Origin of the sequence: Gardnerella sp. DNF01204 (assembly GCF_049244145.1) — a bacterium.
In the GTDB taxonomy this organism is placed as follows: domain Bacteria; phylum Actinomycetota; class Actinomycetes; order Actinomycetales; family Bifidobacteriaceae; genus Bifidobacterium; species Bifidobacterium vaginale.
In genome coordinates this window covers 1,054,753-1,069,525 of sequence record NZ_CP058379.1, presented here as the reverse complement: position 1 = coordinate 1,069,525, position 14,773 = coordinate 1,054,753, and the positions used below count along the sequence as shown (strand labels likewise).

Annotated in this window: 13 protein-coding genes, 2 tRNA genes and 1 pseudogene; 14 read left to right on the top strand and 2 right to left on the bottom strand. The window is 42.6% G+C overall.

Going from position 1 to position 14,773, the window contains the following annotated elements; genetic code table 11:
* Positions 1 to 101 precede the first annotated feature (101 nt).
* The 8 genes and pseudogenes from rpsA to pyk all read left to right on the top strand — a co-directional run bounded on the left by rpsA (position 102) and on the right by pyk (position 8,817).
* The gene (gene rpsA, locus HXT46_RS04175; RefSeq protein WP_004113153.1) at positions 102 to 1,604 is read left to right on the top strand and encodes a 30S ribosomal protein S1; all 1,503 of its coding nucleotides are present in this window, start codon (positions 102 to 104) and stop codon (positions 1,602 to 1,604) included.
* A 231-nt stretch (positions 1,605 to 1,835) separates the two neighbouring features.
* On the top strand, positions 1,836 to 2,165 hold the full coding sequence (locus tag HXT46_RS04170) for a TM2 domain-containing protein (RefSeq protein WP_009994376.1): 330 nt from the start codon (positions 1,836 to 1,838) through the stop codon (positions 2,163 to 2,165).
* 286 nt (positions 2,166 to 2,451) lie between these two features.
* Positions 2,452 to 2,976 carry a GNAT family N-acetyltransferase gene (locus HXT46_RS04165; protein ID WP_421785695.1) on the top strand — a complete coding sequence of 175 codons (525 nt, stop codon included), beginning with the start codon at positions 2,452 to 2,454 and terminating at the stop codon, positions 2,974 to 2,976.
* Positions 2,977 to 3,031: 55 nt separating this feature from the next.
* Positions 3,032 to 3,148, top strand: a pseudogene (locus tag HXT46_RS04160) (dephospho-CoA kinase); the annotation flags it as partial.
* Positions 3,149 to 3,372: 224 nt separating this feature from the next.
* Positions 3,373 to 3,945: a TM2 domain-containing protein gene (locus tag HXT46_RS04155; RefSeq protein ID WP_014554518.1), complete on the top strand. Its 573-nt coding sequence runs from the start codon at positions 3,373 to 3,375 to the stop codon at positions 3,943 to 3,945.
* Between the two features lie 69 nt (positions 3,946 to 4,014).
* Positions 4,015 to 4,686, top strand: coding sequence for a dephospho-CoA kinase (gene coaE, locus HXT46_RS04150; protein WP_101890391.1), 672 nt, complete (start codon positions 4,015 to 4,017; stop codon positions 4,684 to 4,686).
* A 90-nt stretch (positions 4,687 to 4,776) separates the two neighbouring features.
* The gene (gene uvrB, locus HXT46_RS04145; protein ID WP_248912029.1) at positions 4,777 to 6,891 is read left to right on the top strand and encodes an excinuclease ABC subunit UvrB; all 2,115 of its coding nucleotides are present in this window, start codon (positions 4,777 to 4,779) and stop codon (positions 6,889 to 6,891) included.
* Positions 6,892 to 7,377: 486 nt separating this feature from the next.
* A complete protein-coding gene (gene pyk, locus HXT46_RS04140; protein ID WP_004113139.1) occupies positions 7,378 to 8,817 on the top strand; it encodes a pyruvate kinase in 1,440 nt (479 codons plus the stop codon).
* A gap of 288 nt (positions 8,818 to 9,105) precedes the next feature.
* Here pyk and HXT46_RS04135 read toward each other — a convergent pair.
* Positions 9,106 to 9,179: transfer RNA gene (locus HXT46_RS04135), tRNA-Leu, on the bottom strand.
* Positions 9,180 to 9,417: 238 nt separating this feature from the next.
* Here HXT46_RS04135 and HXT46_RS04130 point away from each other — a divergent pair.
* The 6 genes from HXT46_RS04130 to HXT46_RS04105 all read left to right on the top strand — a co-directional run bounded on the left by HXT46_RS04130 (position 9,418) and on the right by HXT46_RS04105 (position 13,496).
* A tRNA-Arg gene (locus tag HXT46_RS04130) sits at positions 9,418 to 9,490 on the top strand.
* A 72-nt stretch (positions 9,491 to 9,562) separates the two neighbouring features.
* On the top strand, positions 9,563 to 10,978 hold the full coding sequence (gene glmU, locus HXT46_RS04125) for a bifunctional UDP-N-acetylglucosamine diphosphorylase/glucosamine-1-phosphate N-acetyltransferase GlmU (RefSeq protein WP_421785692.1): 1,416 nt from the start codon (positions 9,563 to 9,565) through the stop codon (positions 10,976 to 10,978).
* 29 nt (positions 10,979 to 11,007) lie between these two features.
* Complete coding sequence (gene rsfS, locus HXT46_RS04120; protein WP_415686656.1) at positions 11,008 to 11,445, top strand: ribosome silencing factor; 438 nt, start codon at positions 11,008 to 11,010, stop codon at positions 11,443 to 11,445.
* A gap of 9 nt (positions 11,446 to 11,454) precedes the next feature.
* A complete protein-coding gene (locus HXT46_RS04115; protein ID WP_415686654.1) occupies positions 11,455 to 12,276 on the top strand; it encodes a histidine phosphatase family protein in 822 nt (273 codons plus the stop codon).
* Between the two features lie 178 nt (positions 12,277 to 12,454).
* Complete coding sequence (locus HXT46_RS04110) at positions 12,455 to 12,955, top strand: LytTR family DNA-binding domain-containing protein (protein WP_014554522.1); 501 nt, start codon at positions 12,455 to 12,457, stop codon at positions 12,953 to 12,955.
* A 91-nt stretch (positions 12,956 to 13,046) separates the two neighbouring features.
* On the top strand, positions 13,047 to 13,496 hold the full coding sequence (locus HXT46_RS04105) for a DUF3021 family protein (RefSeq protein ID WP_101891948.1): 450 nt from the start codon (positions 13,047 to 13,049) through the stop codon (positions 13,494 to 13,496).
* A 177-nt stretch (positions 13,497 to 13,673) separates the two neighbouring features.
* Here the strand turns inward: HXT46_RS04105 and HXT46_RS04100 are convergent, their stop codons facing one another.
* Positions 13,674 to 14,078 carry a pyridoxamine 5'-phosphate oxidase family protein gene (locus tag HXT46_RS04100; RefSeq protein WP_004113128.1) on the bottom strand — a complete coding sequence of 135 codons (405 nt, stop codon included), beginning with the start codon at positions 14,076 to 14,078 and terminating at the stop codon, positions 13,674 to 13,676.
* Between the last annotated feature and the right edge of the window lie 695 nt (positions 14,079 to 14,773).

Here is a 14,773-nt window from a genome sequence, read left to right as displayed (position 1 = left end):
GCCTATATATAACATTGACAGAGCGCGTGCATAGTGCGCGTACAAAAGTCATAATTTAATATCGAGTAATATCCACCCCAAGAAGAAACCACTAATAAGTAATGGCAGAGAATAATAACGAAGTCGCCAAGGTTGCGATTAATGATATTGGCACCGAAGAAGACTTCATCAAGGCAGTCGATTCAACCATCAAGAATTTTGACGATGGTGATTTAGTTGAAGGTACAGTCGTAAAGATTGATCACGACGAAGTATTGTTGGACATCGGCTACAAAACTGAAGGTGTAATCCCTTCCCGTGAACTTTCCATCAAGAAAGACGTTGATCCAGATGATGTTGTTGAAGTTGGCGACACCATCGAAGCCCTTGTTGTAACTAAGGAAGACAAGGAAGGACGTCTTATTCTCTCCAAGAAGCGTGCACAGTATGAGCGTGCTTGGGGTGATATTGAGAAGATCAAGGATGCAGACGGTATTGTTGAAGGTACCGTTATTGAGGCTGTTAAGGGCGGCTTGATTGTAGACATCGGTTTGCGCGGCTTCTTGCCAGCTTCCCTCGTTGAAATGCGTCGCGTTCGCGATCTTTCCCCATACATTGGCCAGAAGATTAAGGCTAAGATTCTTGAGCTCGATAAGAATCGCAACAATGTTGTACTTTCTCGTCGTCAATTCCTCGAGGAAACCCAGTCCGAAGTTCGCGAGACCTTCCTTTCGCAGCTTAAGAAGGGTCAGATTCGTGAAGGCGTTGTGTCTTCTATCGTGAACTTCGGCGCATTCGTTGATCTCGGCGGTGTTGACGGTCTCATTCACGTTTCCGAGCTTTCTTGGAAGCATATCGATCACCCATCCGAGGTTGTTAAGGTTGGCGATAAGGTCACTGTTGAGGTTCTCGACGTTGATCTCGATCGCGAACGCATCTCCCTCTCCCTTAAGGCAACTCAGGAAGATCCATGGCAGCGCTTCGCTCGTACCCATGTTCCTGGACAGGTTGTTAAGGGTAAGGTCACCAAGATTGTTCAGTTCGGTGTGTTCATCTCCGTTGAAGACGGCATCGAAGGCTTGGTTCACATTTCCGAGCTTGCTAACCGTCATGTAGAGAACCCAGAAACTGTTGTTAAGGGTGGCGAAGAAGTATTCGTTAAGGTTATTGACGTAGACCTCGATCGTCGTCGTATCTCGCTCTCCTTGAAGCAGGCTAACGAGGCTGTTGATCCAAATTCTGAAGATTTCGATCCAGCTCTCTACGGCATGCCAGCTGAGTATGACGAAGAAGGAAACTACAAGTACCCAGAAGGCTTCGATCCAAACACTAACGAGTGGATTGCTGGTTACGAGCAGCAGCGCGAAGAGTGGGAAGCACAGTATGCAGCAGCTCACGAATTGTGGGAGCAGCACAAGGTGTTTGCCGCTAAGGAACTCGCAGCTGCAGCAGAATCCGCAGCCGCTGATGGTCAGAACGAAGAAGCTGAAAAGAAGCCAGCTAAGGAAGAAAAGAAGGAAGAAGTTGCTTCCAACTATTCTTCTGAAGCAGCTAGCGAAGGTGCTTTAGCTGATTCCGATCAGCTCGCAGCTTTGCGCGAACAGCTTTTGAGCGAAAAGAAGTAGTTTCTACTTTCTACTAGAAGTTTATTAACAATTGCCCTGATGAGTTACCATCGGGGCAATTTTGTTTATGTTTGGTTACTGTTTGGTTACTGTTTTGAGTATGTTTTACGAGTATTTTTGTGACTCAAGTTTTGTAATTAAATATAGGTACAATTAATTTTCTTTTAAGAATAATGATTATATGATGCTTTTAAACATTAATCATAATTCTTAAAAGGATTGGTGAAGATTATGAGCACGTTTGATAACAATCAGAAAAATCCTCAGTTCCCTTCGTATGATGGTAATAATGAGGAAAACGCTAAAGCAACTTTAGTAAGCTCGCGCAATAAAATTGTTGCAGGTTTGCTAGCGATTTTCTTAGGATTTTTAGGTGTGCACAATTTTTATCTTGGTTTTAAAGGAAAGGCGATTGCACAGCTGCTTATTTCTGTTCTTTCTTTTGGTTTCCTGTTGATTATTACGGGAATATGGGCATTGGTTGAGGGTATTTTGATTCTTTGCTCAAAGCCTGGAAGTAAGTGGCACAAAGATGCTGATGGTGCTGAGTTAAAAGACTAAAAATAAATATTTAGTATTAAGATTTATAAGTAATTTTACAAATAAAAGATGCGTTTTAGAATTCAATTTCCAAAACGCATCTTTTATTTTTTATGCCTAAAACATTAGAACAAATGAATAATATAGCAAATATACTTATTCTTTAATATTGCATATTTTTTAATTTCATTAATGCTGCAGAGATAATTAGTACTTATATAACGATGGTTATGTAAAATCAAATATGCATATGTCGATTAAATATGTTGTGTTGTAATACGGATAGTAGCTTGTATAAAGGGTTTTTATGAAGAATATTGAAATTAAAAAATTAGATTATTTAGAAGCCAAAGATAATATGAATATAATTTTAGATTTATATCTAAAAGCATTCCCTAAAGAACTGGATCGTATAGATAATGTTCGTGAGCGCATATTAGATAGTTTGAGATATAACAATAGTGCGCTTTTACTTGTTGCTACGATGAATAATCGTATTATCGGTGTTTTATATGGCATAGAATTATTACAAGATAATTGGTATGCGCATCAAATTAAGCCATTTTTATCAGAAAATTATGATTGGTTCAATCAAAGCTTAGAGCTAAATGAGTTGTTTGTAGAGACCGAATTTCAACATTTAGGTGTGGGCAGTGCGCTTATGAAGAAAGTCGAAAATCTTGAATTATATAAAACAATAATTTTATCTACAGAAAAAGATAATAATGCTGTTGCTTTAGATTTTTATAATAAGCTTGGATACAGTTTATTAACCGATAATTGGAAATCTTATTACGGGCCTATTTACTGCGTACTATATAAGAAATTTTAGTAGGGTCAATGAAAATTTACGCTATTGTGAGAAATGTATCGTTTATAATCAAAATATGACAATGATGCGGATTGCGGTAAAGGGCGGAATTGCAGCTGGAAAATCTACAGTAGCAAATCATTTGCGTTCGCTTGGCGCGTTTGCTATAGATTACGATGTTTTAGCGCGTGAATGAGGCTTCTACCGAAGGTGCTTTAGCTGATTCCGATCAGCTCGCAGCTTTGCGTGAACAGCTTTTGAGCGAAAAGAAGTAGTTTTCTACTAAAATCTTATAAATAAGATGCCCTCGGTGAGTAATCATCGGGGCATCTTTTAATATCTTTAGTAATAACGCTTTGATTTATTAATTTTTTATTATACAGTTTTTAAGAAAATAAATTTCTTACGAGAGAAAGTGTGATTATTGTGAGTGATTTAGATAAGCAAACTGGAGATTACTCAGGCTCTGACGGACAGACTCAGTACGGACAACCACAGTACAATGATCAGTCCCAGCGGTATAACCAGGCTCAGCCACAATATAACAACCAATCCCAGTATGGTGCTCAGCCTCAGTACAATGCTCAGCCACAGTATGGTCAGACTCAGTATAATCAGAATTCATATGCTCAGCCTCAGTACAATGCTCAGCCGCAATATGGTCAGTACTCTCAGTCTACTCCTCAGTACAATCAAGCATCTTCATACTCTAACTATGGGTCTAATTATTCATCAAACACATACAGAAGCTCTCGTAACAAGATTGCTGCAGGCCTGTTAGCGATTTTCTTGGGCGCTTTGGGTGTGCACAATTTCTATCTTGGTTTTAAAGGCAAGGCTATTGCCCAGCTTCTTATTTCTATTCTTTCTTTCGGCTTGCTGGCTTTTGTTTCTGGAATTTGGGCATTTATTGAAGGAATTTGCATTCTTTGCTCTCAGCCTGGTTCTAAGTGGCATAAGGATGCCGATGGTGCTGAACTTCAAGACTAATTTTACAATTACTATTTAGCATATAATGCCCCGGTAATTAGTTACTGGGGCATTAATTATAATCAAAATATGACAATGATGCGGATTGCTGTAACGGGCGGAATTGCAGCTGGAAAATCTACAGTAGTAAATCATTTGCGTTCGTTTGGCGCGTTTGTTATAGATTACGATGTTTTAGCGCGTAAAGTAGTGGAACCGGGAAGCGCAGTCTTGCAGAAAATCGTAAGCATTTTTGGGGAAAATGCTGTTAAGAATGATGGCTCTTTAAATCGCGAGTTTATTGCGGAGCATATTTTTGGCGATGATGTAAATCATAAGCAAGCGTTAAGCAGGATTGAGTCGCTTATTCATCCTGCTATTTATGATTTAGCGAAGACTTTAGAAGGTGAGTATATAAGCGAGTATTCTAGGAAAATTTCTAAAGAAGATTGCAGTGAACGAGCATCTTTAAGATCTGTTATTGTGCACGATATTCCGCTTCTCGCGCAAGTAATTGACAGCATTCCATTTAGTTTTGACTATATTATTACAGTTGAAGCGCCTAAAGATGTTCGCATTGCGCGAATGATAAGCGAGCGCAAAATGAGCCAGAATCAGGCGGAGCAGCGCATAAGTAATCAAGTTGAAGAGATTGAGCGCAAAAAAATCGCGGATTTTGTAGTTGATTCCACAAAGCCTATGGAAGTTATGCTTAAAAGCGTTGATTCAAAAATTAAAACGTGGATTAGTAAGGAGCATTAGAGACTCAAAGGAAAAATCGCAAGCAACCGCGCGATTGTTGGGTTTTAGTAAAATAAATAAAATGCTCTTGATGCTCTTGGAGAAAAAATAATGTCGAATAAAATTCAGCGCACAAACAAGCCGTTTGTAGTAAAAGCGCCGTATGCGCCTTCGGGCGACCAGCCGCAAGCAATCGAAGAGCTGGCTAATCGCATTGAAAACGGCGAAAACGACGTTGTTTTAATGGGCGCAACTGGCACTGGTAAAACTGCTACAACCGCTTGGCTAATTGAGCGTTTGCAAAGGCCTACACTTATTATTGAGCCGAATAAAACTTTGGCAGCTCAGCTTTGCGCAGAGTTTCGCGAGCTTATGCCAGATAATGCTGTGAGCTATTTTGTGTCTTACTACGACTACTATCAGCCGGAAGCGTATATTCCGCAAACAGACACGTATATTGAAAAAGACTCGAATATTAACGACGATGTTGAGCGTCTTCGTCACGCAGCTACAGCGAATTTGCTTACGCGACGGGATTGCGTTGTTGTTGCTACTGTTTCGTGCATTTATGGACTCGGTACTCCAGAGGAGTATGCCGAGCGAATGCTTATGTTAAGCGTTGGGGAGCAGCTTGAGCGAGACGATTTATTACGTCAATTTGTTAGCATGCAATACAAGCGCAATGACATTGCGTTTACGCGCGGAACTTTTAGAGTGCGTGGAGATACGGTTGAGATTATTCCAGTTTACGAAGAATTAGCTGTGCGAATTGAGTTCTTTGGTGACGAAATCGACAGAATTACAATGTTGCATCCGCTTACTGGGGAAGTGATTCGCCAAGAGAGTAGTGTTCATATTTTCCCAGCATCTCACTATATTGCAGGGCCGAAGCGCATGGAGCGCGCGCTTGAGGCGATTGAAAAAGAGCGTGACGAAAGAGTTGCGCAGCTTAAAAAGCAGAATAAATTGCTGGAAGCTCAGCGTTTGGAAATGCGAACTACGTACGATTTGGAAATGCTTCGACAGGTTGGAGTGTGTCCAGGAGTGGAAAATTATTCGAGGCATTTTGACGGGCGCGATGCAGGCACGCCTCCGCATACGCTTCTTGACTTTTTCCCAGACGACTTTTTGCTTGTTTTAGATGAGTCGCACGTAACCGTGCCGCAAATCGGAGCTATGTATGAAGGCGATGCTTCGCGCAAAAGAACGCTTGTGGAGCATGGTTTTAGACTGCCTTCTGCAATGGATAATCGCCCGTTAAAGTGGAAAGAATTTTTGGAGCATGTTGGTCAAACTGTGTATCTTTCGGCAACACCTGGAGATTACGAGTTGGGACTTTCGGATGGCGTAGTTGAACAGATTATTCGCCCAACTGGCTTGCTTGACCCTAAGATTGAGGTTCGACCTGTGGAAGGGCAGGTTGACGATTTGCTTGCGGAGATTAAGGCGCGTGTTGCAAAAGATGAGCGCGTGCTTGTTACTACGCTTACAAAGAAAATGGCGGAAGACTTAACTGATTACTTTTTGGAGCTTGGTATTAAAGTTGAGTACTTGCATTCGGATGTTGATACTTTGCGCAGAGTGGAGCTTTTGCGCGAGCTTCGCGAAGGAAAAATTGATGTGATTGTTGGCATTAATTTGCTTCGTGAGGGTTTGGATTTGCCGGAAGTTTCGCTGGTTGCGATTTTAGATGCAGATAAAGAAGGCTTCTTAAGATCTTACCGCTCGCTTATTCAGACGATTGGCCGCGCTGCTCGTAACGTTTCTGGAACTGTTCTTATGTATGCGGATGCTGTTACGGATGCTATGAGCAAGGCGATTAGCGAGACAGAGCGCCGCCGCGAAAAGCAAATCGCGTACAACAAGGCTCACGGAATTGACCCTAAGCCTTTGCGAAAGAAGATTAGTGACGTGAACGACATGCTTGCTAAAGAGGATGTTGATACTCAAACTTTGCTAGCAGGCGGTTACAGGAATGCTAATAAGGCTGGGAACTCGCATTATGGAGTGCCAAAAGAGCCGAATCTTGGGCAGCAAAGTAAAGAAAAGCGTATGGCGAATATTTCTGAGTTGCCGCAAGACGATATTATGTCTTTGATTAAGAATCTGAGTGAGCAAATGCATACAGCGGCAGAACAGTTGCAATTCGAGCTTGCAGCGCGATTGCGTGACGAAATACGCGATCTAAAGAAAGAATTGCGTCAAATGGATGAGGCTAATAAGTGAGCTGGTAAGTGAGCGTTGCTAATAAATAATTGTTTGCTATTGCTCGCTTTTATCGTTAAAAGGTGAGCTCAATATCCGTGGATAGACACTCAAAAAAGTGTAGATATACTCGTAAAGCCTATCAATACATGTTCTATGCTGAGCATTACTCAATGCCTATAATCGTGTGATAAAAAACACTAAAATACGTATAACTATGTGATACACGATAAAAGATAGCGCAAAATATAACAAAGGCTGATTACACGGATAAGCTTATAGAACTTGCGCTGAAAGAAAACAACTAGGAAAGTTAGTCGTAGCTAGTCGCAAGGTAATCATGTTTTAATAAATGAGTGTTGCTAAGTGATAAGTGTGCCTAATAAATAGACGCGATAAATAAATAAGCGCGAGTTTTGTCTATAGGTCACAATTTGCTGGTACACTATTACTCGGAAAGTGGGTATTTTCCCATTTAAAAATAAACAAAGGAAACAGGCAGGCATTATGAGAAAAGCCAAAATTGTTGATACTATTGGACCAGCTACCGAATCGTTAGAGGGTATTACCAAGCTTGTTGAAGCTGGCATGGATGTTGCTCGCTTAAACCGTTCGCATGGCACTCCTGAAGATCATTTGCGCGTTTACAACAATGTGCGCGAAGCTTCAAAGACCACTGGTCGTAATGTTGCTGCTCTTGTTGATTTGCAAGGTCCAAAGATTCGTTGCGGCTGGTTCAAGAAGAACGCTGACGGCGAAGACAAGGTTTATTTGGAAGAGGGCCAAGAGTTCGTTATTACCACAGACGATATTGAGGGTGATGAGCATCGCACTTCCACAACCTTCAAGGGTTTGCCAGGAGATTGCCACGCAGGCGATCCAATTTTGATTGATGACGGCAAGGTTCGTCTTGAGGTTACCAAGGTAGAAGGCAACGACGTACACACTAAGGTTGTTGTTGCTGGCCCAGTTTCTAGCCACAAGGGCATTAACCTTCCAGGCGTTGCCGTTTCTCTTCCAGCATTGACCGAAAAGGATGAGTCTGATCTTCGTTGGGCTATTCGCACGGGTGCAGACATTATTGCAATGTCGTTCGTGCGTTTTGCTACCGATATTGATCGCGCTCACGAAATCATGGACGAAGAAGGCCGCCGCATTCCAATCGTTGCAAAGATTGAGAAGCCACAGGCTGTTGCAAACTTGGAAGAGATTGTTAAGACCTTTGATGGCATTATGGTTGCTCGTGGAGATATGGCAGTGGAGATGCCACTTGAGCAGGTTCCACTCGTTACCAAGCGCTGCATTGAGCTTTCTCGCCAATACGCAAAGCCAGTAATCGTTGCTACTGAAGTTCTTGGATCAATGGTTAACTCTCCAGTTCCAACTCGTGCAGAGGCTTCTGATTGCGCTAACGCTGTTCTTGACGGCGCCGATGCAACTATGACATCTAACGAGACCGCAGTCGGCAAGTATCCAGCAGTTACCGTTCAGACCATGTCTCGTATTTCTCAATACGCGACTGAAAATGGCTATGATCGCATTCCATCTGTGGAGCTTGACATGTCTAGCACGGGTGCAGTTTCTTCTGCAGCTGTTGACTTGGCGGACAAGCTTAACGCTAAGGCGATTGTTGCTTACACTCAGACTGGTCGCACTGTGCATCGCATTTCTCGCGAACGCCCAGCTGCTCCAATCTACGGCTTGACCAACAATGAGCACACTTATCACTGGTTGGCTTTGAGCTGGGGCACTGAAGGCTTCTTGATTAGCGAGGACTACCACGATATGAACCGTCACGATCTTATGATCTTCACCGACAAGGTTCTTCGTGAAGCTGGTAAGGTTGAAGACGGCGACAAGATTGTTGTTTTGAGCACTGCTCAGGGTGAGCGCCAGGCTGGTCGTACCGACTCTATTTACGTTCACACCGTTGGTGCTTGCGATTAATCCCTAGTTGATTGCTAGTTAATCGTTAGTTTTTTTAAACGCGCATCCTTTTGGGTGCGCGTTTTCGTTTAGCATGAATCTGGTGATTTCTCACGCTACGATTTAAACTCGAAGTCGTCTATTCCCGCGTTTGTTTACCATTTGAGCCAAAAAGGGAACAAACGCAGTAATGAAAACGCTACGAGGATTAAGTGTGTCGTTTGGTGTGTCGTTTGTGTATCGTGCAAAATCGTGTGAGAGAGAAGATAACAAAAACGCCGCTTAGAATGTTAAGCGGCGTTGTGCACGTGCCCCCGGTGAGACTCGAACTCACACTGCACAGATTTTGAGGCTGTTTCCTCTACCAATTGGGATACAGGGGCATCTTAAATTATCCGCGTTTTAACGCGACTTGATGACTATACCACATTTTGTAGAGTAATCAAATATACCGCGTGTTGCGCGTGCGGAAAAGTCGCTAGCAGCCGAGCACCAAAAACCCAAAGTAAAATCAAAATAAATAAATATAAATCAAAACAGAGTCAAAACAGAAATATTAATTTGCAAATTATTTAAGACTGGGTGTGTTGATGTAAGAATTTTGGTATAATTGCGACTTGCGCCTCTGTAGCTCAATGGATAGAGCAACGGCCTTCTAATCCGTTGGTTGCGCGTTCGAATCGCGTCGGGGGCACTTGTTTGATTTTCTGCTCTTGTATTATTTCGAAAGCATTTCGACAATATCTCATAAAAACAAGGAGCGCGCGTGGAAAAGCATAATGATAATGTAGCCGCAGCGATAATTCTGGCAGCAGGTGATGGGACGCGCATGCGTTCAACAACGCCGAAAGTATTGCATCCGTTCGCTGGAAAAACGTTCTTAAATCGCGTAATGAACGCAATGGCAGGCGTAAACCCTAAGGAGCTTGCTGTTGTAGTGCACGCTCAAGCGCAACGAGTGTCGGCAGCTGCGCAAAGCTACAATAACGCCGTGCGTATTGTGAACCAGGATGATAAGCCTGGAACGGGCAGGGCAGTGCAGTGCGCAATGCGAGATCTTAATGAAGCTTCAAAACAAGAATGTGGTAGTGCGCTTAAAGGTTCTGTGGTAATTGCGGCAAGTGATATGCCACTTTTAGACACGCAAACATTGCAATCATTAATTGATTTTCACAATAATCAAGGCAATGTAGCAACTGTTTTAACCGCTGTTTTAGACGATGCCACTGGCTACGGGCGAATTGTGCGAGAAGCAAATGGTGATGTGCTAAGAATTGTTGAACACAAAGATGCTAATGCAGGAGAGCTTGCGATTAAGGAAGTGAACACATCTGTGTACGTGTTCGATGCGGAAGTGCTTACAGACGCAATATCTAACCTTAATTCCAAGAACGCTCAAGGCGAATTCTATTTAACAGATGCGCTAGAGCACGCTCGCACAATGGGTCGAGTTGGAGCAATGGCAGCATCAGATTCGTTGAGAGTAGAAGGCGTAAATACACGCGTTCAATTAGCTGCGCTTGCAAAAGCATACAACAAGCGCGTTTGCGAAAAGTGGATGCTTGAAGGCGTAACGATTCTAGACCCTGAAACAACGTGGATTGAAGACGATGTTGTTTTGCAAGAAGACGTTACGGTACTTCCAGGGTGCTTCTTGCAAGGGCAAACGATTGTTAAAAGCGGTGCGGTTGTAGGACCATACACTACGCTTATCGATGCGCAAGTAGATGAAGACGCGGTTGTGGAGCGCTCGCGTGTGCAGGAATCACATATTTGCCGCGCTGCAAACATTGGTCCGTGGACGTATTTGCGACCAGGAAATGTGCTTGGCGAGGAGAGCAAAGCGGGCGCGTTTGTGGAGATGAAGAAAGCGCATATTGGAAACGGCACTAAGGTTCCACACTTAAGCTACATGGGCGACGCTGATTTGGGTGAGCACACGAATATCGGCGGTGGCACAATTACAGCAAACTACGACGGTGTGCATAAGAATCACACGACTATTGGCTCTAACGCGCATGTTGGTGCAGGAAACCTGTTTGTAGCTCCCGTTACTGTTGGAGATGGAGTTACAACGGGTGCAGGATCTGTTGTGCGTCACGATGTTCCAGCGGATTCCATGGTGTATTCGGAAAATACGCAGCATGTTGTAGAAGGCTGGAAGCCAGCTTGGGAGCGTTAGTTCGTTAGTTCGATAGTTAAGGAGAAACAATGGCAGCTTTAGAAAGCTCTGTTAACGCGATTAGGATTGCTGCGGCTGCAGCCGATAGGTTAAAAGCCACTAATATCCAAGCTTTTGACGTTAGCAATCTGCTTGGAATTACAGACGCCATGCTGGTTGTTTCTGCATCTAACGAGCGTCAAGTCTTAGCTGTTAGCGAAGAAATCGAAAAAGACTTGTACTTAAAAGACGATAAGCGTAAAGCTTTATCTCGAGAAGGCTTAGAACTAGCGCAGTGGATTTTGCTTGATTTTGGCGACTTTGTGGTTCATATTATGCACGAGGAAGCGCGCGAGTTTTATCGCCTTGAGCGCTTGTGGAATGATTGCCCTGCAATTGATTTGCAACTTCCAGAGCATGATGAGAGCGATGCACATGGCGATGATGGCGATGATGTGCAAAATGGCGATCAAGAGTCTGAAAGGTAGCGCAAGATAATGGTGGATTTTGTTGAAAGCGCGACGCAAATTGCGCATAATGCAAATAAAAACAGCGCTCACGAGGGTATTGCGCGTTCTGTAATGCTTGTTCGCCACGGTCAGACGCCTTATAATGCTCAATTTAGACTTCAAGGCATGATTGATATTGCTTTAGATGAGTCTGGAATAGACCAGGTGACTCGCTCTGGTAAGGCTTTGCGTGTTCTTTTTGGAGCTTCCGACTTAGAAGACCCAAAGAATCCAAATAGCGAGGAGTACGTGCGCATTACTCCAGAAGAAGCAGACGCGAGTTTTGTTGCAATTGCTTCTCCGCTTATTCGCGCACAACAGACAGCTCATGCTTTTGCAGATAAGATTGAGCTTAATGTTCACGTTGAAAATGGTGTGCGCGAGCGCTTTTTTGGAGAGTGGGAAGGACTTAATCGCCAGCAAATTAACGAAAAATGGCCTGAAGATTTTAAGTCATGGGTTGATGGCAAAGGTGGTGAACTCAACCACGGTGCAGAAACTAAGCAAGAAGTTGGCGATCGCGCGGCGAAAGCTGTTGAGGATTGGGCGCGCAAAACTGGCTCGGATCGCGATTTGCTAGTGTTTTCGCACGGCTCTTGCCTATCTCAAACTGTTCATAAGCTTCTTGGATTAGACAAGGTAGATCCTTCTTATAAGACGATTGGTGGAATGGGAAACGGTCGTTGGGCGCGTTTAATTCCAAGTCTTAACGCGGATGGTTCAATTCATTGGCGTTTGGATGCTTACGATCAAGGCCCTGCAGCCGACCCTACAAGTCAGCGTCTTATTCGCATTTGGGGAGCAGCTTAATCTGCGTAATCTCTCCTTTTTACCGCTTATATTTCGAAAACTACCGTTTAGCGATTTTGTAAAGACAGACTATTTACAGTGCCGTATAGTCAAAATTACAAAACAAAAAGCTAGCAAACGCTAAGAAAAGTTAGCAAAGCTAGCAAAAGCTAACGGTAGTATACGGAAGGGAGGCTTGATGAAAGTAACAATTGCTATTGTGCCGCCAGAAGAGGAGCAGAACGCTCAATTGTCAGTTCACAATATTGACGATAATCTTAAACGCATTATAGCCAATTTGCAAAGCATTGATTCTAAAAATGCAAAAGCAAGTAACACTGAAAATAATACTGTAAATGCGGAAAATAGCAACAATAATTCATTTATATATGGTTATATTAACGATTCGATTATTGTTATGCACGAGCCAGATGTGATTATGATTTGCGTAGAAAATTCGCGCGTAATCATCCACAGTGATAAAGGCGAGTGCGTTTCTTACAAGCGCCTAATGGATTTTGACAATCCGCAATTCGCGTCGTTTGTGCGCATATCTAAATCCGCAATCGTGAACTTGAATCGCATTGTTCGAGTAGATCCAGGATTCGGCGGAAGTATGAGCGTAAAAATGGACGACGGAAGCGTTGAGTGGATTAGTCGCAGATGCTTAGCAGGATTCAAAAAGCGCTTAGGAATGTAGTTTTAAGCGTAGTCAAATATAAAACTATCAAAAATTTTAATACTAATTTTTTTAATACTAATTTTTAATACTTAAAAAGGAAACGATTATTATGGAAAAGCAAGTTACAACAATAGGCAAAACAATGGCAAAAAACATTGTCAAAGGCATTGGCATAGGGTGCACTATTTTTACTGCAATCAGTTTTGTATCTAGCCTGTTAGCGCATAGCGCAGTTGGAAACAGAATTGCATCTTATGCTGTAGCATCGTTTGTTATAGGCATAGGCTATGGAGTGTTCGCTATTTTTTGGTCGAATGAGCGTATGTCAAATCTCGCAAAATTCGTTTTTGCGCTAGTTCCACCAATTGCTATTCAATTTATTGTATCGGTGATTGTTGGGTGGATTTCATTCAAAGATGGGCCAGCTGTGATTTGCGGATGGATTGTATTCACTGTTATTTTCCCGATTGCGATTGCTGCAATAATTTATTACTTCGAGAAGAAGAAAGCGGAAGAAATGAACGCTAGGTTGCAAGCATTGCGTAAAGAAAGCAAGTAAATTAGTGACAATTAAATAATTTAAGTAAAAATTTAAGTAAATAAAATAATCAAATAAAAATTGAGTGGTGTTCATCTTCGCCATTGAGGACGAACGCCACTCGCTATTGTATGCCTCGTATTAGAGACCTAAAAATTCGGCGTTTTGTTAGATTTTTGCTAAAAATTAGTATTTTGACTAATCTTTAGTAATTGTCTTTCCAGCATTAGCTCCAGAAGTCAAATCCTGAATCTCATTAATCTCCATAACAGGAACGGCAGCAGGCTTCTTTGTGCCCTTTTCTTCGGCAACGCGAACTTGCTCATTGTAAATCGCGTCATCCGTGTGAAGCGTAACAGTTCCGCGGAAGCGATAGCCCTTCTTTTCTGCCAAATTTGCAACCGCTACAACCAACTGGCTGCCATCTTGCAAGTTCTTAAAATGCTGACCTGCAGTGCGCTCGTGGTAAGCAAGGTGATTATCGTCTAGAACAAACATTGACATCTTTGGTCCAAGATCAAGCTCTCCATCTTTGCTAATCGTTGCAATCCAAGCCAAATTGTTCTCAATAAAAGTCTTCATATCTTCACTAAGAGTTGCCATGTTGAGTCCTTTCTTCAACTGATTATTTTGCAATCGCGCAATCATATGATTATGATTCAATCACATCTAAGATTACGCGCAATCCTGCATATAAATGCTTAAAATTCGACAAGTTTTTGCAAAAACGCCTAAACTTGTGACATAAATCACCAATTGCACAAAGTGCAAACGTAATTTTCCGCACTTTGTACCATATTTGACCTAAATCACGTACAAAAAGCGGAAAATCGCTAACGCGCTACGCTTTAAGCGAAAAGGCAGGTCGTCGCGCAAGAAAAATCTCGAATCTCGGTGATAAAAACCACGCAAAAGTCCTAGCATGTAAGAGGGCTGGGTGATTCTTGGTCGAACAATATAAGAGCGGCAGCCGATACCAAATAATCCAATGATCAACCACTACAAACAAACCTCAACACAAAAACAAAATCAAAGACAAAACGGAACAACCGCAACTCTAGACTACACGTAATAGGCGGAGCGTTGTGAGACAAGAATTAGCCAGCCCTCTCACAATAGTAAACAGAGAATACCGTTCGCGCGGTCTAAGCGCGCTCACGTCTTCGCTTGCGTTGAAAGCACACTGTGCTTTCAACCTTAAGCAAGCTCAGCGCTCCGAATTACCTTTTCGCGCTACGCTCTAAGCGAAAAGGTAGGTCGGAGCGCATAAATCATGAATCGTAAATATTAAGGCAATA